Here is an 18,331-nt window from a genome sequence, read left to right on the forward strand (position 1 = left end):
GCAGTTCAGCGCCTCCCCGCGGCCGCTTCGTGCATCGCCAGTTCGAGCAGGGCGGGGTCGGTCAGCGTGCCCGTGCCGTCCGGCAGCACCAGCCAGCGGACCCCGCCCGCCGCGCGCCCCGGGTAAGGGACGACGATCCAGGTGCCGCGCCCCGCGCCCCGCACTCCCGTGCCCAGCCAGCGCCCCGCCGTGCCCGGCGGAACGAAGAACCCCATCCGCGCGTCGCCGAAGTCGGCGAGCACGGGACCGGGCCGGTCGATCAGCCGGGTCAGCACGTCGAGCGTGGGGTAACCGAGGTCGGCGGGCAGGATCAGCACGTCCCAGCGGCGGCCGGCGGGCAGCAGCGCGACCCCCAGGGGGTTGCGCTCCCACTCCCACCGGCACGCCTCCGGATCCGGCGCCACCGACGCCAGCCACTCCACCGCTGTCTTGGCTCCCGAGCCACTCATCACCCGGCCTCCCATCCGACTTCCGTCTCTGTTGGACAGTGCGTCCACAAGGGCGAGAGCGGGTCAGGACCGGATCATTACGCGAGTTCGGGAGGGACATCGGTAGTGAGACGAATCACATCAAGATCGGTGGTTGTGCGCCCCCGGCTCGAACGAGGGCGCGAATGCCACCGGCCGTTCGGGTGACTTGACGCAGGACCGGACCCGGACCTGGACCCGGGAAACGGGTCCGGGTCCGGGTCCGGGTCCGGACGCGGGCTCTCAGCTGTCGAAGCCGAGCCCCAGCTTGTCCATCGTCTTCAGCCAGAGGTTGCGCCTGCCGCCGTTGGCGTCCGCGTGCGCCAGCGACCGCTTGGTCAGCTCGATCCCGGCCCAGGCGAACGGCTCGGGCGGGAACGGCAGCGGCTTGGAGCGGACCATCTTCAGCCTGGTCCGCTCGGTGTCCGCGCCGTCCAGCAGGTCGAGCATCACGTCCGCGCCGAACCGCGTGGCGCCGACGCCGAGACCGGTGAACCCGGCCGCGTACGCGACCTTCCCCGCGTACGCCGTGCCGAAGAACGCCGAGAAGCGCGAGCAGGTGTCGATCGCACCGCCCCAGGCGTGGCTGAAGCGCAGGCCCGCCAGCTGCGGGAAGCAGGTGAAGAAGTGCTCCGCGAGCTTGAGGTAGGTCTCGGGGCGGTGGTCCATCTCCGCGCTGACCTTCCCGCCGAACGGGTAGATCGCGTCGTAGCCGCCCCACAGGATGCGGTTGTCGGCGGAGATCCGGAAGTAGTGGAACTGGTTGGCGCTGTCGCCGAGCCCGGCACGGCCGTGCCAGCCGATCGACGCCAGCTGCTCGTCGCTGAGCGGCTCGGTCATCAGCGCGTAGTCGTAGACCGGGACCGTGAACGGCCGCACCCGCTTGACCAGCGACGGGAACACGTTGGTGCCGAGCGCCACCCGGCGGGCGAAGACCCGGCCGTAGGGCGTGCGCACCGCCGCCCCCGCGCCGGCCGTCGCCAGCTCCAGGCCCGGGGTGTTCTCGTAGATCCGCACCCCCAGCTCCGTACAGGCGCGCTTGAGGCCCCAGGCGAGCTTCGCCGGGTTGAGCATGGCGACGCCGCGCCGGTCCCAGACGCCGCCCAGGAAGGTCGGCGAGTCGACCTCGGCGCGCAGCGCGTCGCGGTCCAGGAGTTCGAGGCCGGTGAAGCCCCGCTCCTCCATCTCGGCGTGCCAGTCGCGCAGCTCCTCCCACTGGTAGGGCTCGGTCGCCACGTCGATCTCGCCGGTCCGCTCGAAATCGCAGTCGATCTTGTACGCGGCGACGGCCGCCTCGATCGCGTCGAGGTTCTCCAGGCCGAGCCGTTCCAGCTCGTGGATCTCGTCGGGCCAGCGCTCCAGGCCGTTGGGCAGGCCGTGGGTGAGGGACGCGGCACAGAACCCGCCGTTGCGGCCCGAGGCGGCCCAGCCCACCTCGTGCCCCTCGATGAGGACGACGTCGCGCTCGGGGTCACGCTCCTTGGCGAGCAGCGCGGTCCACAGCCCGCTGTAGCCGCCGCCGACGACCAGCAGGTCGCACCGTTCGGTGCCGGTGAGGGCCGGGACGGCGCCGGGCCTGCCCGGGTCGTCCAGCCAGAACGACACGGGCCGCGCGTCGGAAAGGGATTGTGCAGCGGTACGCATGGCAACCGGGGCCATGGTTTCCAACTCCTTCGGGAATCAGTGGGCTTTCTTGCGCCGGGCCGTCACCAGCTGGCCGACGACGACCACGAGTACGGCGATGACGAACATAGCCGTACCAATGACGTTGATCTGGACAGGTGTGCCGCGCTGCGCCGAGCCCCAGACGAACATGGGGAAGGTGACGGTCGAGCCGGCGTTGAAGTTCGTGATGATGAAGTCGTCGAAGGAGAGCGCGAAGGCCAGCAGCGCGCCCGCCGCGATGCCGGGCGCCGCGATCGGCAGCGTGACCCGCACGAAGGTCTGGACGGGCCCCGCGTAGAGGTCGCGCGCGGCCTCCTCCAGCCTCGGGTCCATCGACATCACGCGCGCCTTGACGGCGGTCACCACGAAGCTGAGGCAGAACATGATGTGGGCGATGAGCACGGTCCAGAAGCCGAGCCGCGCCCCCATGTTCAGGAAGAGCGTGAGGAGCGAGGCCGCCATGACGACCTCGGGCATCGCCATCGGCAGGAAGATCAGCGAGTTGATCGCGCCGCGCGCCCGGAAGCGGTAGCGGACCAGCGCGAAGGCGATCATCGTGCCGAGCACGGTCGCCCCGACGGTCGACCAGGTGGCGATCTGCAGGCTCAGCGAGAGCGAGCCGCACATGTCGGCGACGCCGCAGGGGTCCTGCCAGGCGTCGGTGGAGAAGCGCTGCCAGGAGTAGTTGAAGCGGCCGTTGGGCTTGTTGAACGAGAACACCATCACGACGATGTTCGGCAGGATCAGGTACGCAAGGGTGGCGAGCCCCGCGAGGACGACGAGGTTGCGGCGGAACCAGCGCAGCAGCGGCATCAGACCAGGTCCTCCGTCCCGGAGCGGCGGATGTAGAAGGTGACCATGAACAGCACGACCGCCATGAGGATGAAGGAGAGCGCGGCGGCCGTCGGGTAGTCCAGGACCCGCAGGAACTGCGACTGGATGACGCTGCCGACCATCTTGGTGTCGGTGGAGCCCAGCAGTTCGGCGTTGACGTAGTCGCCCGCCGCCGGGATGAAGGTGAGCAGCGTGCCCGAGACGACGCCCGGCATGGAGAGCGGGAAGGTCACCTTGCGGAAGGTGGTCGCCGGGGTGGCGTACAGGTCGCCGGCCGCCTCGTGCAGCCTGCCGTCGATCCGCTCCAGCGAGGTGTAGAGCGGCAGGATCATGAACGGCAGGAAGTTGTACGTGAGTCCGCAGACGACCGCCATCGGCGTGGCGAGCACCCGGTCCCCCGTGGTCCAGCCGAGCCAGCTCGTCACGTCCAGGACGTGCAGCGCGTTCAGCGTCTGAACGACCGCGCCGCCGTCGGCGAGGATCGTCTTCCAGGCCAGCGTGCGGATGAGGAAGCTGGTGAAGAACGGCGCGATGACCAGGACCAGCAGGATGCCCCGCCAGCGGCCCGCCTTGAAGGCGATGAGGTACGCGAGCGGATAGCCCAGCAGCAGGCAGAGCAGCGTCGCCGTGCCCGCGTAGAGCACCGAGCGCACGAACTGCGGCCAGTACTCCTGGAGCGCGTCCCAGTAGGTCCGGAAGTGCCAGGTGACCTCGAAGCCCTGCTCCAGGGAGCCGGTCTGCACGGAGGTCGACGCCTGGTAGACCAGCGGCAGGGCGAAGAAGACGACCAGCCACAGGATGCCGGGGAGCAGCAGCCAGTACGGCACGAGGCGCTTGCGGACGGCGGGCTTGCGCGCGACGGGCGGCGCGTCGTCGTGCAGGGGCGGGGCGCCCCGGGTGGCGGCGCTCACGAGGCGTCCTCCACCGTCTCCACGCCCGCGTCGATGGCCTGGGCCGCGTCGAGGCCGAAGGTGTGGGCCGGGTTCCAGTGCAGGACGACCTCGGCGCCGGGGACCAGGCGGGTGTCGCGCTCGATGTTCTGCTCGTACACCTGGAGGCCGGAGCCGGCGGGGCCGTCGACGACGTACTGGGTGGACACGCCGATGAAGGAGGAGTCGACGACGCGGCCGCGGACCTTGTTGCGCCCGTCCGCGATCGAGGCCTCGTCGTCCCGGTGGGTCAGGGAGATCTTCTCGGGGCGGATGCCCACGAGGAGCTTGCCGCCGGTGGTGGCGGGGGCCGAACACCGCTCGGCGGGCAGCCGCAGCCTGCCGCCGCCCGCCGTGACGGTGACGTCCTTCGCGGACTCCACGACCTCGGCCTCGATGAGGTTGGAGGTGCCGAGGAAGTTGGCGACGAAGGTGGTGCGCGGGTTCTCGTAGAGGTCGGCGGGCGCGCCCAGCTGCTCGACCCGGCCGCCGTTCATCACGGCGACGGTGTCGGCCATCGTCATGGCCTCCTCCTGGTCGTGCGTGACGTGCACGAAGGTGATGCCGACCTCGGTCTGGATGCGCTTGAGCTCCAGCTGCATCTGGCGGCGCAGCTTGAGGTCGAGGGCGCCGAGCGGCTCGTCGAGGAGGAGCACCTGCGGGTGGTTGATGAGCGCGCGGGCGACGGCGACGCGCTGCTGCTGGCCGCCGGAGAGCTGGTGCGGCTTGTGCTTGGCCTTGTCGCCGAGCTGTACGAGCTCCAGCATCTCGCCGACCTGCTTCTTCACGGACTTGACGCCGCGCCTGCGCAGCCCGAAGGCGACGTTCTCGAAGATGTCGAGGTGCGGGAAGAGCGCGTAGGACTGGAAGACGGTGTTGACCGGGCGCTTGTAGGGCGGCAGGTCGGTGACGTCCCTCTCCCCCAGGAAGACGGTGCCGGTGCTGGGGTCTTCGAGCCCGGCGATCATCCGGAGCGTGGTGGTCTTGCCGCAGCCGGAGGCGCCGAGCAGCGCGAAGAACGAGCCCTCGGGGATGGTGAGGTCGAGGGGGTGCACGGCGGTGAAGGAGCCGTAGGTCTTGCTGATCCCGGAGAGACGGACGTCGCCACCGGGGGCACGGTCGCTCTTGGCATTCAGGGTCATTCGGTTTTCCCGGGGGTCGGAGGGACGGGGGTGGGGGCGGGGAAGGGGACGGCGGAGGTGCGGTGGGCTGTTTCGGGGGACTGCTCCGGGGGGCGTTCAGCCGGGAGGCGCCCCTTTAGGGGCGCGGGGAACTGCGCGACCGGCCCACCACCGGCCCGCGGTACGACACGCACCCGCAACGGAGGCCCGAGGACACGGCGCCCCCACCAGGTCACCGCCCCGGAATCACGCGCCGATGAGCTTCGCGAACTTCTCCTCGTACGCCGTCTCCTCCTCGCCGGTCAGGGACCGGAACGCGCGCGACTTGGCCGCCATCGCCTTGTCGGGAAGGATCAGCGTGTTCGACGCCATCGCCGGATCGATCTTCGCCAGCTCCTCGCGCACCCCGTCGACCGGGCACACGTAGTTGATGTACGCCGCGAGCCGCGCCGCCACCGGGGGCTCGTAGTAGTAGTCGATCAGGCGCTCCGCGTTGGCCTTGTGCCGGGCCTCCGCGGGGACGAGCAGGTTGTCGCTCGACGTGATGTAACCGGCCGCCGGGATCACGTACTTGATGTTCGGGTTGTCCGCCTGGAGCTGGATGACGTCGCCGGCCCAGGCCAGGCACGCGGCGATGTCGCCCTTCTCCAGGTCGGCGGTGTAGTCGTTGCCGGTGAAGCGGCGGATCTGCTTCTTGTCGACGGCCTTCTGGAGCCGCCCGACGGCCTCGTCGTACTCCGCGTCCGTGAACTTCCCCGGGTCCTTGCCCTGGTCGAGCAGGGTCATCCCGATCGTGTCGCGCATCTCGGACAGGAAGGAGACCTTGCCCTTGAGCTTCGGGTCGTCGAGGAGCTGCGTGACGGAGTCGACCTTCCGCCCGCCCGTGGCCTTCTCGTTGTACGCGATGACCGTCGAGATGCCGGTCCACGGGTACGAGTAGGAGCGGCCCGGGTCCCAGTCGGGGCGGCGGAACTGCGCCGACAGGTTGGCGTACGCGTTGGGCAGGTGCGCCGGGTCGAGCTTCTGCGCCCAGCCGAGCCTGATCAGTCGCGCGGCCAGCCAGTCGGTCACGCATATGAGGTCGCGCCCGGTGTCCTGGCCCGCCGCCAGCATCGGCTTGATCTTGCCGAAGAACTCGACGTTGTCGTTGACGTCGGCGGTGTACTTGACCTTGATGCCGGTGCGTTCGGTGAACGCCGCGAGCGAGGGGTACTCGTTGGGGTCGTCCTCGCCGACGTCCATGTACTCGGGCCAGTTGGAGAAGACGACCCGCTTCTCCTTGGCCGAGCGGTCGTCGGACGCCGCTCCCCCGCCCTCGCGCTTCGCGGGCGGGATCCCGCAGGCGGACAGCCCGGCGGCGGTGCCCACCGCGAGCGCGCCCGCGCCCGAGGCGCGCAGCAGCGAGCGGCGGGTGAGGGAGGCCCTGCCGCCGCGCACGCTGCGGCGCACCGCGGCGAGCTGCGCCGCCGAGAGCGCGGTGCTCCTGGGCTCGTACTGCTCCATGCGCTGTTGCCCTTCCGGGTGGGTTGCCGCTGGTCGCGCGGCGCTCTTATCGGTCCCCGAAGATCGTGCGGTGCCAGTCCTTGCGGACCACCGCGGTGTTGTCGTACATCACGTGCTTGATCTGCGTGTACTCGTCGAAGGAGTACGCCGACATGTCCTTGCCGAAGCCGGACGCCTTGTAGCCGCCGTGCGGCATCTCGCTGATGATCGGGATGTGGTCGTTGACCCAGACGCAGCCCGCCTTGATCTCGCGCGACGCGCGGTTCGCGCGGAAGACGTCGCGGGTCCAGGCGGAGGCGGCGAGGCCGAAGGGCGTGTCGTTGGCGAGCGCGATGCCCTCGTCGTCGGTGTCGAAGGGCAGGACGACCAGGACGGGCCCGAAGACCTCGGTCCGCACGATCTCGCTGTCCTGCGCGGCACCGGTGATCAGGGTCGGCAGGTAGTACGCGCCGTCCTTGAGGTCGCCGCCGGGCGCCTCGCCGCCGGTGACCACGGTGGCGTAGGCCCGCGCCCGCTCGACGAAGCCCGCGACGCGGTCGCGGTGGGCGTGCGAGACGAGCGGGCCGAGGTCGGTGCCGGGGGCGAACGGGTCGCCGACCCGTACGGTCTCCATGAGCGCGGCGGTCTCGCGCACGAACGCGTCGAACAGCGGGCGCTGGACGTAGGCGCGGGTGGCGGCGGTGCAGTCCTGACCGGTGTTGATGAGCGCGCCCGCGACGGCGCCGTTGACGGCGGCGGCCAGGTCGGCGTCGTCGAACACGACGAACGGCGCCTTGCCGCCCAGCTCCAGGTGGAGCCGCTTGACGCTCGCGGTGGCGATCTCCGCGACGCGCCGGCCGACGGCGGTGGAGCCGGTGAAGGAGGTCATGACGACGTCCGGGTGGCCCACGAGGTGCTCGCCGACGTCCTTGCCCGAGCCGGAGACGACGTTGAACACGCCGTCGGGGATCCCGGCCTCGGTGGCCGCCTCGGCGAACAGCAGCGAGGTCAGCGGGGTGATCTCGGCGGGCTTCAGCACGATGGTGTTGCCCGCGGCGATCGCCGGGAGGACCTTCCAGGCGGCCATCTGGAGCGGGTAGTTCCAGGGCGCGATGGAGCCGACGACGCCGATGGGCTCGCGGCGCACGTAGGAGGTGTGGTCGCCGCTGTACTCGGCGGCGGCCCTGCCCTCCAGGTGGCGGGCGGCGCCCGCGAAGAAGGCGGTGTTGTCGACGGTGCCGGGCACGTCGAACTCGGTGGTCAGCTTGACCGGCTTGCCGCACTGGAGCGACTCGGCGTGCGCGATCTCCTCGGCGCGCTCGGCCAGCACGGCCGCGAAGCGGTGCATCGCGTCGGAGCGCTCGCCCGGGGTGAGCGCGGCCCAGCCGGGGAACGCGGCGCGCGCGGCGGCGACGGCGTCGTCGACGTCGGCGGTGGAGGCCAGCTCGTAGCTGTAGACAGTGGTGCCCGTCGCCGGGTCGACCACGTTCTGTGTGCGTCCCGAGGTGCCGGCCCGCAGCCGCCCGCCGATGTACTGTGCGCCCGCCGCGAAGCGGTCCTGCGCCTGGAAGCGGTCGTCCATCACGCTCTCCGTAGCTCCAGCTCGATGTGAGTGCCGATCCTGACAGAGGGTTGCAGGCTCAACAAGTGATTCCGTTGTTGCCTTTTGGATACGCAACGGAATCTGTTGACCATGTGTCGCGTCAGCCGGAAAATCCCGTACGCATTGTCAGTGGCGGATGCGAGAGTCGCGTGTCATGGAGCGGAACGAGAGCGTGTCGGACGGCCCCGAGGCCGAGCTGCTCGCCCGGGTCGGGCGCGGCGAGCGGGTGAAGTACCTGATGTTCTGGGGCCACCGTCCGCGCCCCGACGGCGAGCTGGGGTCGAGCTGCCTGAGCCAGTGGTGGCCCGCGCCCTTCGAGGTGGACGGCGTGCGGTACGCGACAGCCGAGCACTGGATGATGGCGGAGAAGGCCAGGATCTTCGGGGACGAGGAGGCCGGGCGCGCCGCCCTCGCGGCGAAGTCGCCCGCGGAGGCGAAGAAGGCGGGCCGCCTGGTGCGCGGCTTCGACCAGGCGGTGTGGGAGCGGGAGCGGTTCGGCGTGGTGGTCGCGGGCAGCGTCCACAAGTTCGGCTCGGACGAGCGCCTGGGGTCGTTCCTGCTGGGGACGGGCCGACGCGTCCTGGTGGAGGCGAGCCCGCTGGACCGGGTGTGGGGGATCGGCCTGGCGGCGGACGACGAGCGCGCGGCGGATCCGGCGCGGTGGCGGGGGCGGAACCTGCTGGGCTTCGCCCTGATGGAGGCGCGCGAGCGGCTGCGGTAGGGGCGGCGCGGGTGGGGGCGGCGCGCGGGCCTGACCCACCCGCACCGCCCCCCTACGGGGCGCCCCGCGTCAGCGCTGCGCCGAGACGCTCACGAACCGCGCCGCGTCGAACGAGTCGCCCCCGCTCTCCTCCTCGTCGAACACCCCGTTCTGGGCCCCCCACACGAGGAACACCAGGAACGCCGCGCTCACCAGCGCCCCGACCACCCCGAGGATGATCCCGGCCAGCGCCATCCCCCCGTTGTCCGCCTCGCCGCGCCGCGCCTTCCCGCGCCCGATGGCGCCGAAGATCACGGCGAGGACGCCGAGGACGATGCCGAGGCCGTACAGGCAGAAGCCGGTGACGGCGACGATGCCGAGCACCAGCGAGGCGATCCCCATGCCGTTGGCCGGGGCGGGCGCGATGCCCCAGGCGCCCGGGGGCCCGTACCCGGGAGCACCGGGATATCCCGGATACCCCGAGTACCCCGGATACCCCGGATACCCCTGTCCGGGTCCGTGACCTGGTCCCTGTCCGGGTCCGGGCCCGTGTCCGGGGGGAACGCCGGGGCCGTACCCGGGGCCGCCGGGATGGCCCGGGTATCCGTACGCCCCCGCCGCATCGGGCCCGCCCGGCGCGACCGGAGGCGGCGGCACCTGCCCCGCCCCGGCCCCGTCCTGCGCGTCGACGGGCCCCGGAGCCCCCGGACCCCGCGGGGCGGCGTCCCGCACCTCCGGCTTCTCCAGCGGCACCCGTCTCGCGGGCGGCGCCCACGGGTCGGGCCGCTCGTCCTCGTCCGGCATGGGTCTCCCCCTTCGTGTCCAGTATTCGTGTTCCGCACGGGCCTCGTCCCGCTCTCGCCGGACCCTTCCCAGCCTGACATGATCCGTGACGGGAGAGCGCGCCGACGAACCGTCCCGCGCGCACCTCCGGACCAGCCCGTACGCCCCCGGGGAGCCACCCCGCCGTCCCGTCGCCCACCGCCCCTGGAGACATCCCGTGACCACCCTCGACCCGCACCCCTTCATCGCCGGTCTCCCCAAGGCCGAGCTGCACGTGCACCACGTCGGCTCCGCCTCCCCCCGCATCGTCGCCGAACTGGCCGCGCGCCACCCCGACTCGAAGGTCCCCACCGACCCCGAGGCCCTGGCCGACTTCTTCACGTTCACGGACTTCGCGCACTTCATCGACGTGTACCTGTCCGTCGTGGACCTCATCCGCACCCCGCAGGACGTGCGCCTGCTGACCTTCGAGGTCGCCCGGGACATGGCGCGGCAGAACATCCGGTACGCCGAGCTGACGATCACCCCCTACAGCTCGACCCGCAGGGGCATCGACGAGACCGCGTTCATGGAGGCGATCGAGGACGCCCGCAAGGCCGCCGAGGCCGAGCTGGGCGTCGTCCTGCGCTGGTGCTTCGACATCCCGGGCGAGGCGGGCCTGGTGTCCGCCGAGGAGACCGTGCGCCTCGCGCTCGCGCACCGCCCCGAGGGCCTGGTCTCCTTCGGCCTCGGCGGCCCCGAGATCGGCGTGCCCCGCCCGCAGTTCAAGCCGTACTTCGACCGGGCGATCGAGGCCGGGCTGCACTCCGTGCCGCACGCGGGCGAGACGACGGGCCCCGAGACGATCTGGGACGCGCTGCGCGAGCTGCGCGCCGAGCGCATCGGCCACGGCACGAGCGCCCCCACGGACCCGGAGCTGCTGGCGCACCTCGCCGAGCACCGCATCCCGCTGGAGGTCTGCCCGACCTCGAACATCGCGACCCGCGCCGTCGAGCGCATCGAGGACCACCCGATCAAGGCGATGGTCGCCGCCGGCTGCCTGGTCACGATCAACAGCGACGACCCGCCGATGTTCGGCACCGACCTCAACAACGAGTACGCGGTGGCCGCCCGCCTCCTGGACCTCGACGAGCGCGGCATCGCGGCCCTCGCCAAGAACGCGGTCGAGGCGTCGTTCCTGGACGAGGCGGGCAAGGCGAAGCTGGCCGCCGAGATCGACGCGTACACCGAGAACTGGCTGGCGGGCCGGTGACCGCCCCGGCACCCGCCGCCCCCGCGCCCGCCTCCGCCCCGGCACCCGCCCCCGTACGCCCGCGCGTCACGGCCGTCGCCCACCGCGGCGACCCGTACCGGGCCCGCGAGAACACCCTCGCCTCGATCCGCTCCGCCGTCGCGGGCGGCGCGGACGCGGTGGAGATCGACGTGCGCCTCACCCGCGACGGCGTTCCCGTCCTGCTGCACGACGCCACGCTCAAGCGGCTCTGGGAGGTGGACCGGCCCCTGGAGCGGCTCGCCCACGCCGAGGTGACCGAGCTGACCGGCGGCGGCGTCCCGACGCTGCGCGAGGCGTTCGCCGCGGCGGGCGACCGGCGGATCATGGTCGACCTGCCGGGCGCGGACGAGAAGGCCGTGCGCGCGGTCGTGGGCACGGTCCACGAGTGCGGCGCGGCCGAGCGCGCGTACTACTGCGCGGGCGCCGCCACCATGCTCCGGGTCCGTGCCGCGGACCCGGCCGCGGAGATCGCCCTGACCTGGACGACCCTGGCCCCGCCGCGCCCCGAACTGCTCGCCGCGGTGCGGCCGCGCTGGCTCAACTACCGCTTCGGCCTGGTGAGCCGCGAACTGGTGGACCGCGACCACCGCGCGGGCCTCCTGGTCTCCGCCTGGACCGCGGACACCCGGCGTACCATGCGCCGACTGATCGCACACGGGGTCGATTCGATCACCACCAACCGCGTGCACACGCTCACCACCGTACGGAACAGGGGTACCCGAACGTGACCGACCACAGCACCGGCGAGCGCGCCCTCGCCGACCGCATCCGCACCGACATCGCGCACAACGCCCGCGTCTGGAACCACTGGCTGGGCGGCAAGGACAACTACCCGGTGGACCGCGCGGTCGGCGACCAGGTCACCGGCATGTACCCGAGCATCGGCGAGGTCGCGCGCGCCGACCGGGCGTTCCTCGGCCGCGTCGTGACGCACCTGGCGGGAGAGGTGGGCGTCCGGCAGTTCCTCGACATCGGCACGGGCCTGCCCACCGTCGACAACACCCACGAGGTCGCCCAGCGCATCGCGCCCGACGCCCGCGTGGTCTACGTCGACAACGACCCGATCGTGCTGGCGCACGCGCGTGCGCTGCTCACCAGCGCGCCCGGCGGCGTCACCGAGTACATCGACGCGGACGCGCACCGCCCGCAGGAGATCGTCGACGGCGCCCGGAACACGCTCGACCTGGACCGGCCGGTCGCCGTGATGATGCTCGGCATCCTCAACTTCGTGCTGGACACGGACGCGGCGCGGGCGATCGTGCGGACGGTGATGGACGCGGTGCCGTCGGGCAGCCACCTGGTGCTGACCCACCCGACGCTGGAGCCCGCGCTCGGCGGCGAGGGCAACGTCGAGGCCATGGCGTTCTGGAACGAGAACGCGACGCCCCCGATCACCGCCCGCACCCGCGAGGAGTTCACCTCGTTCCTGGACGGCCTCGACCTCCTGGAGCCCGGCGTCGTCTCCTGCTCGCGCTGGCGCTCCGAAGAGGGCCAGGTGGTGGCCCAGTTCGGCGCGGTGGGCCGCAAGCCGTAGTGGAGATACGGGGGGTACGGGCGCGGCTGCGGTCCTTCGGGGCGGCCAGGCCGTGGGCCGTGGACTCGGGGGTGGCGCTGCTGGTGCAGCTGGCGATGTCGCTGCCGTTCGTGGTGGCGCGCCCCGCCGACGCGCCTGCGGCGAGCTGGCCCGCGTACGGGCTGACGACGCTGATGGTGGTGCCGCTGGTGTGGCGGCGGCGCGCCCCGCTGGCCGCGCTGGTCGGCGTGCTGGCGGCCGGGATGCTGTACAAAACGGCGCTCGACGGGCCGGGGCAGCCGCTGCCGTACACCGGGCTCGTCGTCCTCTACACGCTGGCCGCGCTCGCGCCGCCGGCGCGCAGGCTGGCCGGGGCCGCGCTGGTCGCCCTCGCGGTGCCGGTCTCGGTGTGGCTCAACACCCGCTCGGCGCGCGAACTGACCTTCTCGGTCTTCGTGTTCGCCGCCGCGTACGTGCTCGGGCGGCTCGCCGACGCCACGCGGCGCGCGCACCTGGCCGAGGCCGAGCGGGCCGCGGCGCGCGAACGGGCCAGGATCGCCCGCGAGATGCACGACATCCTGTCGCACGCGGTGAGCCTGATGATCGTGCAGGCCGAGGCGGGTCCGGTCGCGGTGCGCGCCGCGCCCGAACGCGCCGAGGCCGCGTTCGACTCGATCTCGGCGGCGGGGCGGGACGCGATGGTGCAGCTGCGCAGGCTGCTCGGGGTGCTGCGGGAGGACGAGGAGGCGCCGCGCGGCCCGCAGCCCTCGCTCGACGCGCTGCCCGCGCTGGTGGCGCGGGTCGCCGAAGGCAGCGGCCTCGCGGTGTCGTACGCGAGTCGCGGCGCGGCGCGCCCGGTGCCGTCCGACGCGCAGACGACGGTGTACCGGGTGGTGCAGGAGGCGCTGACGAACGTGGTCAGGCACGCGCGGGCGCGGACGGCCGAGGTGCTCGTCGAGTACGGCGAGCGGGAGCTCACGGTGTCCGTGACGGACGACGGGCGCGGCCCCGCGGGCACGTCGGGGCACGGTCTGATCGGGGTGCGCGAGCGGGCGGCGGCGCACGGCGGGACGGCGTGGGCGGGTCCCGGGCCGGGCGGCAGGGGCTTCAGGACCCTGCTGACGCTGCCGCTCGGCCCCGCCCAGGTGGCCTCCCGCGAGGAGGTGGGGGCATGACGGTCCGGGTGGTGGTCGCCGACGACCAGGAGCTGGTGCGCAGCGGTTTCGCGCTGATCCTGGACGTGCAGCCGGACATCGAGGTGGTCGCCGAGGTCGGCGACGGGGCTGCGGCCGTGGCCGCCGTGCGCGAACGGGCCGCGGACGTGGCGCTGCTGGACGTCAGGATGCCCGGCGTCGACGGCATCGAGGCGTGCCGGGCGATCACCGCGCACTCCGCGTGCCGCACGGTGATGCTGACGACCTTCGACCACGACGAGTACGTGTACGAGGCGCTGCACGCGGGCGCGAGCGGCTTCCTGCTCAAGGACGTGCGCAGGGACGACCTGGTGCACGCGGTGCGGGTGGTGGCCGCCGGGGACTCGCTGCTCGCGCCCTCCGTGGCGCGGCGCCTGGTGGAGCAGTACACCCGCCCCGCGCCCCGCAGGGCCGACCCGCGCCTGGACGTGCTGACGGCGCGCGAGCGCGAGACGCTGCTGCTGCTCGCGCGGGGCCTGTCGAACGCGGAGATCGCCGCGGAGCTGACCGTCAGCGACCACACGGTGAAGACGCACGTCGGCAACGTGCTGGCGAAGCTGGGGCTGCGCGACCGGATCCAGGCGGTGATCTGCGCGTACGAGTCGGGCCTCGTCACGGCGGGCGCCCCTCCCCCGCGCGGGCGATGAACCGGGCGGCGAAGACCCCCCCGCTCCGGCGATCCGCCGGATGCGGCGGGAACAGCAGGATGGGGCGCGTCGAAACACCCGCCCCGTCCCCGCACCCGCCCCTTCCCGGAGTCGACCATGAGCATCCGCGTCCGCGCTTCCCTCGCCGCAGTCCTCGCCCTCTCCCTCGGCGCCGCCGTGGCGCCCGCCGCCCCCGCGTTCGCCGTGGACTCCCCCGCCGCGGTGCGGGAGCGGGGCCCGAACGCCGCCGCGCTGCGCGCCGCGATCGCCGGGATCGGCCCCGGGCACCCGGAGGCGACGGCCGCGCTCGTACGGGTCGGGGGCGAGGGGACCTGGCGCGGCAGCGCGGGCGTGCACGACCTGCGCTCGGGCCGCCCGGCCGACCCGCGGGGGCGGTTCAGGGTCGGCTCGGTGACGAAGGTGTTCGTCGCGGCGGCCGTGCTCCAGCTCGCCGGCGAGCGGAAGCTCGACCTGGACGCACCCGTGCGCCGCTACCTGCCCGACGTCGTCCCGGCCGCGTACGGCGGGGTGACGGTGCGCCACCTCCTCAACCACACGCACGGCATCCCCGCCCCCGACCCGGCCTGGCACACCGTCGAGGAGGCGTACGCGCAGCGGCTCGCCGTACGCGATCCGCGCGCGGACCTCGCCTCGTCCTTCGCGCCGGAGAAGGTGCGGGAAGCGAAGGTGCCGGGCACCGCGCAGAAGTACTCCAACACCGGTTACACGCTCGCCGGGCTGCTCGTGGAGCGCGTCACGGGACACTCGTACGAGAGCGAGCTGACGCGCCGCGTCATCCGTCCGCTGGGGCTGAAGGACACGTACCTGCCGGGCCGCGACCCGCGCGTGCGGGGCCCGCACAACCACGGCTACCAGCGCTTCACGCGCGCGGACGGCACGACGGAGCTGCGCGACGTCACCGTCTGGAGCCCGACCGACGCCTGGGCCGCGGGCGACCTGATCTCCACCACGCGCGACCTGGAGCGCTTCACGACCGCGCTGTTCCGGGGCGAGGTGGTGCGCGGGCCGCTGCTGGCGGAGATGTTCGACGTGCCGGACGACGTGATCCCGGGCGCCACGATGAGCGCCGGGCTCCAGCGGCTGCGCGTGGGGGACCAGGAGGTGTGGTTCAAGACGGGCGGGCGCTGGGGCTCGAACGCGGTCGTCGCGGCCAGGCGCGACCTGACGCGGACGCTCGTCCACTCGGTCAACGCGACGGACGCGAAGGGCCGGGGCCCCAACACCACGGGCAACGCGCTGCTCGTCGCCGCCTTCGGACCCTGACGCGCCGTCCGACGCCCCGCCGGGCACGAGCACGGCCCCGGCCGTGGAGTGCGGGCCTAGGCGCCGAACCGCGCGAGCACGCGCGTCACAGCCCCACGATCGAGTTCCACCGCTTCGCGAAGCCCTGGCGTTCCTCGGAGGTGATGTCGCGGGCGATCGCGAGGCGTTTGCGCATCTCGGTGTCCGGGAAGATCAGCGGGTCCTCCGCCAGCGCCGCCGTGTCCTTGTCGTCGGACGCGGCGAGGACGTCGCGGGCGGCCGGGACGGGGCAGACGTAGTTGACCCAGGCGGCGAGTTCCGCGGCGACCTCGGGCCGGTAGTAGTGGTCGATCAGCGCTTCGGCGTTGGCCTTGTGCTGCGCGAGGTTGGGGATCATCAGGGACTCGGCCCAGAGTTCGGCGCCCTCCTCGGGGACGACGAACTCGATGTCGGGATTGTCGGCCTGTAGCTGGATGACGTCGCCGGAGTACGCCTGGCAGGCGAGCACGTCGCCCGCGGCGAGGTCCTTGATGTAGTCGTTGCCGGTGAAGCGTCTGATGTGGCGGCGCTTCACCAGCTTCTCGACCTGCTCGCACACCGCGTCGAAGTCGTCGGCGCTCCAGCGCGTCACGTCGGCGCCGTTGCCCTGCATCAGCAGCGAGAAGGACTCGTCGAGCCCGGCGAAGAGCGTGACCCTGCCGCGCAGTTCGGGGCGCCACAGGTCGGCGGTGGACTTGATCTCGCGGCCCAGCTTCTTGCGGTTGTACGCGATGCCGGTGATCCCGGACTGCCAGGGCACGCTGTGCAGCCTGCCCTCGTCGAACGCGGGGGTGCGCAGCTGCGGGTCGAGGTGCTCGGCGACGTTGGGCTGCCCGGCGCGGTCCATCTCCTGGACCCAGCCGAGGCGCACGAAGCGGGCGGCCATCCAGTCGCTCATGACGATGAGGTCGCGGCCGGTCTCCTGGTGGTTCATCAGGGCGGGGCTGACCTTGCCGAAGAACTCGTCGTTGTCGTTGATCTCCTCGGTGTAGGAGACCTTGATGCCGGTGCGCCCGGTGAACGCGGCCAGGGTGGGGCGCTTCGAGGTGTTCTTCTCGTCGGTGTCGATGTAGAGCGGCCAGTTGGCGAAGTCGAGGGTCCGGTCGCGGGCGGACAGGTCGCGCCCGGCGCGGTCCTCGGGCTTCACGTACGCCGCGGGGACGCCGCACGCGGCGAGCGCGAGGCCGGCCGCGGCGGCGCCCGAGGCGCGCAGGACGGACCGGCGGGAGGGGAGGTTCACGGAGTTGGCTCGCACTCCCGAAGGATGTCCGGGCCGCGGCGTACGGGCAATGGACGGTGCGTCGAGCGCGGAGGGCCCCGCCCGACATGCTGTCGAGCGGGGCCCTCCGGATGCCTCGGGGAGCGTCAGCCGAGCGAGGTCATCACGTGCTTGACGCGCGTGTAGTCCTCGAAGCTGTACGCGGAGAGGTCCTTGCCGTAGCCGGACTGCTTGAAGCCGCCGTGCGGCATCTCGGCGACCAGCGGGATGTGCGTGTTGATCCAGACGCAGCCGAAGTCGAGCGCCTTGGACATGCGCATCGCGCGGGCGTGGTCCTTGGTCCAGACGGAGGAGGCGAGCGCGTAGTCCACGCCGTTCGCGTACTCGATCGCCTGCGCCTCGTCCGTGAAGGACTGGACGGTGATGACCGGGCCGAAGACCTCGTTCTGGATGATCTCGTCGTCCTGCTTGAGGCCGGAGACGACGGTCGGGGCGTAGAAGTAGCCCTTCTCGCCGACGCGGTGGCCGCCCGCCTGGACCTTGGCGTGCGCGGGCAGCCGGTCGATGAAGCCGGAGACCTGCGCGAGCTGGTTGGCGTTGTTGAGCGGGCCGTACAGCACGTCCTCGTCGTCCGGCTGGCCGGTCTTCGTGTCGGCCGCGGCCTTGGCGAGCGCCGTGACGAAGTCGTCGTGGATCGACTCGTGGACGATGACGCGGGTCGCGGCCGTACAGTCCTGGCCCGCGTTGAAGTAGCCCGCCACCGAGATCTCCTCGACGGCCTTGGCGATGTCGGTGTCCTCGAAGACCACGACGGGCGCCTTGCCGCCGAGCTCCAGGTGGACCCGCTTGACGTCCTTGGCCGCCGACCCGGCGACCTCGATGCCCGCGCGCACGGAGCCGGTGATGGAGGCCATGGCAGGGGTCTTGTGCTCGACCATCAGGCGGCCGGTGTCGCGGTCGCCGCAGATGACGTTGAAGACGCCCTTGGGGGCGATGGCGCCGATGATCTCGGCGAGCAGCAGGGTGGACGCCGGGGTGGTGTCCGAGGGCTTGAGGACGACGGTGTTGCCCGCGGCGATCGCCGGGGCGAACTTCCAGACGGCCATCAGCAGCGGGTAGTTCCACGGCGCGACCTGCGCGCAGACGCCGACGGGCTCGCGCCGGATGATGGAGGTCATCCCGTCCATGTACTCGCCGGCCGCGCGGCCCTCCAGGAGGCGTGCGGCGCCCGCGAAGAACCGGATCTGGTCGATCATCGGCGGGAGCTCTTCGGTGCGTACGAGCTCCAGCGGCTTGCCGGTGTTCTCCGACTCGGCGGCGATCAGGTCCTCGGCGCGCTCCTCGACCGCGTCCGCGATCTTGAGCAGGACGCGCTGGCGCTCGGCCGGGGTCGCGTCGCGCCAGGCCGGGAACGCGGCCGCGGCCGCGGCCATGGCGGCGTCGACGTCCGCCTCGCCGGAGAGCGGGGACGTCGCGAAGACCTCCTCCGTGGCCGGGTTGACCACCTCGATGGTCCGCCCGTCCTCGGCGTCCCGGAACTCCCCGTCGATGTAGTTGCGAAGACTACGGAGCCCGCGCTGCTCGGTGGTCACAGCCACCC

17 protein-coding genes are annotated in these 18,331 nt (G+C 72.4%); 7 read left to right on the forward strand and 10 right to left on the reverse strand.

Annotated elements, in window-relative coordinates; all coding sequences use genetic code 11:
• Nucleotides 1-5: 5 nt before the first annotated feature.
• The 7 genes from ACIBNE_RS38960 to ACIBNE_RS38990 all read right to left on the reverse strand — a co-directional run bounded on the left by ACIBNE_RS38960 (nt 6) and on the right by ACIBNE_RS38990 (nt 8,080).
• The gene (locus ACIBNE_RS38960) at nt 6-449 is read right to left on the reverse strand and encodes a hypothetical protein (protein ID WP_399280433.1); all 444 of its coding nucleotides are present in this window, start codon (nt 447-449) and stop codon (nt 6-8) included.
• A gap of 261 nt (nt 450-710) precedes the next feature.
• On the reverse strand, nt 711-2,126 hold the full coding sequence (locus ACIBNE_RS38965) for an NAD(P)/FAD-dependent oxidoreductase (RefSeq protein WP_399280435.1): 1,416 nt from the start codon (nt 2,124-2,126) through the stop codon (nt 711-713).
• 21 nt (nt 2,127-2,147) lie between these two features.
• Nucleotides 2,148-2,945, reverse strand: coding sequence for an ABC transporter permease (locus ACIBNE_RS38970; RefSeq protein WP_399280437.1), 798 nt, complete (start codon nt 2,943-2,945; stop codon nt 2,148-2,150).
• Nucleotides 2,945-3,877, reverse strand: coding sequence for an ABC transporter permease (locus ACIBNE_RS38975; protein WP_399280438.1), 933 nt, complete (start codon nt 3,875-3,877; stop codon nt 2,945-2,947). Before ACIBNE_RS38975 ends, ACIBNE_RS38970 begins: the two co-directional genes overlap by 1 nt.
• Complete coding sequence (locus ACIBNE_RS38980; protein WP_399280439.1) at nt 3,874-5,037, reverse strand: ABC transporter ATP-binding protein; 1,164 nt, start codon at nt 5,035-5,037, stop codon at nt 3,874-3,876. Before ACIBNE_RS38980 ends, ACIBNE_RS38975 begins: the two co-directional genes overlap by 4 nt.
• A gap of 225 nt (nt 5,038-5,262) precedes the next feature.
• A complete protein-coding gene (locus ACIBNE_RS38985; RefSeq protein ID WP_399280441.1) occupies nt 5,263-6,519 on the reverse strand; it encodes a PotD/PotF family extracellular solute-binding protein in 1,257 nt (418 codons plus the stop codon).
• 46 nt (nt 6,520-6,565) lie between these two features.
• Nucleotides 6,566-8,080: a gamma-aminobutyraldehyde dehydrogenase gene (locus ACIBNE_RS38990; RefSeq protein WP_399280443.1), complete on the reverse strand. Its 1,515-nt coding sequence runs from the start codon at nt 8,078-8,080 to the stop codon at nt 6,566-6,568.
• Nucleotides 8,081-8,255: 175 nt separating this feature from the next.
• Here ACIBNE_RS38990 and ACIBNE_RS38995 point away from each other — a divergent pair, with 175 nt between their 5' ends.
• Nucleotides 8,256-8,822, forward strand: a complete 567-nt coding sequence (locus ACIBNE_RS38995) for an NADAR family protein (protein WP_399280445.1) — start codon at nt 8,256-8,258, stop codon at nt 8,820-8,822.
• A gap of 69 nt (nt 8,823-8,891) precedes the next feature.
• Here the strand turns inward: ACIBNE_RS38995 and ACIBNE_RS39000 are convergent, their stop codons facing one another.
• Nucleotides 8,892-9,605 carry a DUF4190 domain-containing protein gene (locus ACIBNE_RS39000; RefSeq protein WP_399280447.1) on the reverse strand — a complete coding sequence of 238 codons (714 nt, stop codon included), beginning with the start codon at nt 9,603-9,605 and terminating at the stop codon, nt 8,892-8,894.
• A gap of 196 nt (nt 9,606-9,801) precedes the next feature.
• On the opposite strand from ACIBNE_RS39000, the gene ACIBNE_RS39005 reads away from it, so the two are divergent.
• From ACIBNE_RS39005 to ACIBNE_RS39030, 6 genes are all read left to right on the forward strand, one after another.
• Nucleotides 9,802-10,836: an adenosine deaminase gene (locus ACIBNE_RS39005; RefSeq protein WP_399280449.1), complete on the forward strand. Its 1,035-nt coding sequence runs from the start codon at nt 9,802-9,804 to the stop codon at nt 10,834-10,836.
• Nucleotides 10,833-11,585 (forward strand): glycerophosphodiester phosphodiesterase, encoded by a 753-nt coding sequence (locus ACIBNE_RS39010; protein WP_399280451.1) that lies wholly within the window; start codon nt 10,833-10,835, stop codon nt 11,583-11,585. The genes ACIBNE_RS39005 and ACIBNE_RS39010 overlap by 4 nt, the downstream gene beginning before the upstream one ends.
• Nucleotides 11,582-12,391, forward strand: coding sequence for an SAM-dependent methyltransferase (locus ACIBNE_RS39015; RefSeq protein WP_399280453.1), 810 nt, complete (start codon nt 11,582-11,584; stop codon nt 12,389-12,391). The genes ACIBNE_RS39010 and ACIBNE_RS39015 overlap by 4 nt, the downstream gene beginning before the upstream one ends.
• Complete coding sequence (locus ACIBNE_RS39020; RefSeq protein WP_399280456.1) at nt 12,391-13,545, forward strand: sensor histidine kinase; 1,155 nt, start codon at nt 12,391-12,393, stop codon at nt 13,543-13,545. The genes ACIBNE_RS39015 and ACIBNE_RS39020 overlap by 1 nt, the downstream gene beginning before the upstream one ends.
• Nucleotides 13,542-14,210 (forward strand): response regulator, encoded by a 669-nt coding sequence (locus ACIBNE_RS39025; protein ID WP_399280458.1) that lies wholly within the window; start codon nt 13,542-13,544, stop codon nt 14,208-14,210. Before ACIBNE_RS39020 ends, ACIBNE_RS39025 begins: the two co-directional genes overlap by 4 nt.
• 117 nt (nt 14,211-14,327) lie before the next feature.
• Entirely contained in the window at nt 14,328-15,494 is a 1,167-nt protein-coding gene (locus ACIBNE_RS39030; RefSeq protein ID WP_399280460.1) for a serine hydrolase domain-containing protein, read from the forward strand.
• Between the two features lie 85 nt (nt 15,495-15,579).
• Here the strand turns inward: ACIBNE_RS39030 and ACIBNE_RS39035 are convergent, their stop codons facing one another.
• Both ACIBNE_RS39035 and ACIBNE_RS39040 read right to left on the reverse strand, forming a co-directional pair.
• Nucleotides 15,580-16,767 carry a spermidine/putrescine ABC transporter substrate-binding protein gene (locus ACIBNE_RS39035; protein ID WP_399280462.1) on the reverse strand — a complete coding sequence of 396 codons (1,188 nt, stop codon included), beginning with the start codon at nt 16,765-16,767 and terminating at the stop codon, nt 15,580-15,582.
• Between the two features lie 110 nt (nt 16,768-16,877).
• Nucleotides 16,878-18,323 carry a gamma-aminobutyraldehyde dehydrogenase gene (locus ACIBNE_RS39040; protein ID WP_399280464.1) on the reverse strand — a complete coding sequence of 482 codons (1,446 nt, stop codon included), beginning with the start codon at nt 18,321-18,323 and terminating at the stop codon, nt 16,878-16,880.
• Nucleotides 18,324-18,331 lie beyond the last annotated feature (8 nt).

Origin of the sequence: Streptomyces sp. NPDC050504, from assembly GCF_044458065.1 — a bacterium.
GTDB lineage: Bacteria > Actinomycetota > Actinomycetes > Streptomycetales > Streptomycetaceae > Streptomyces.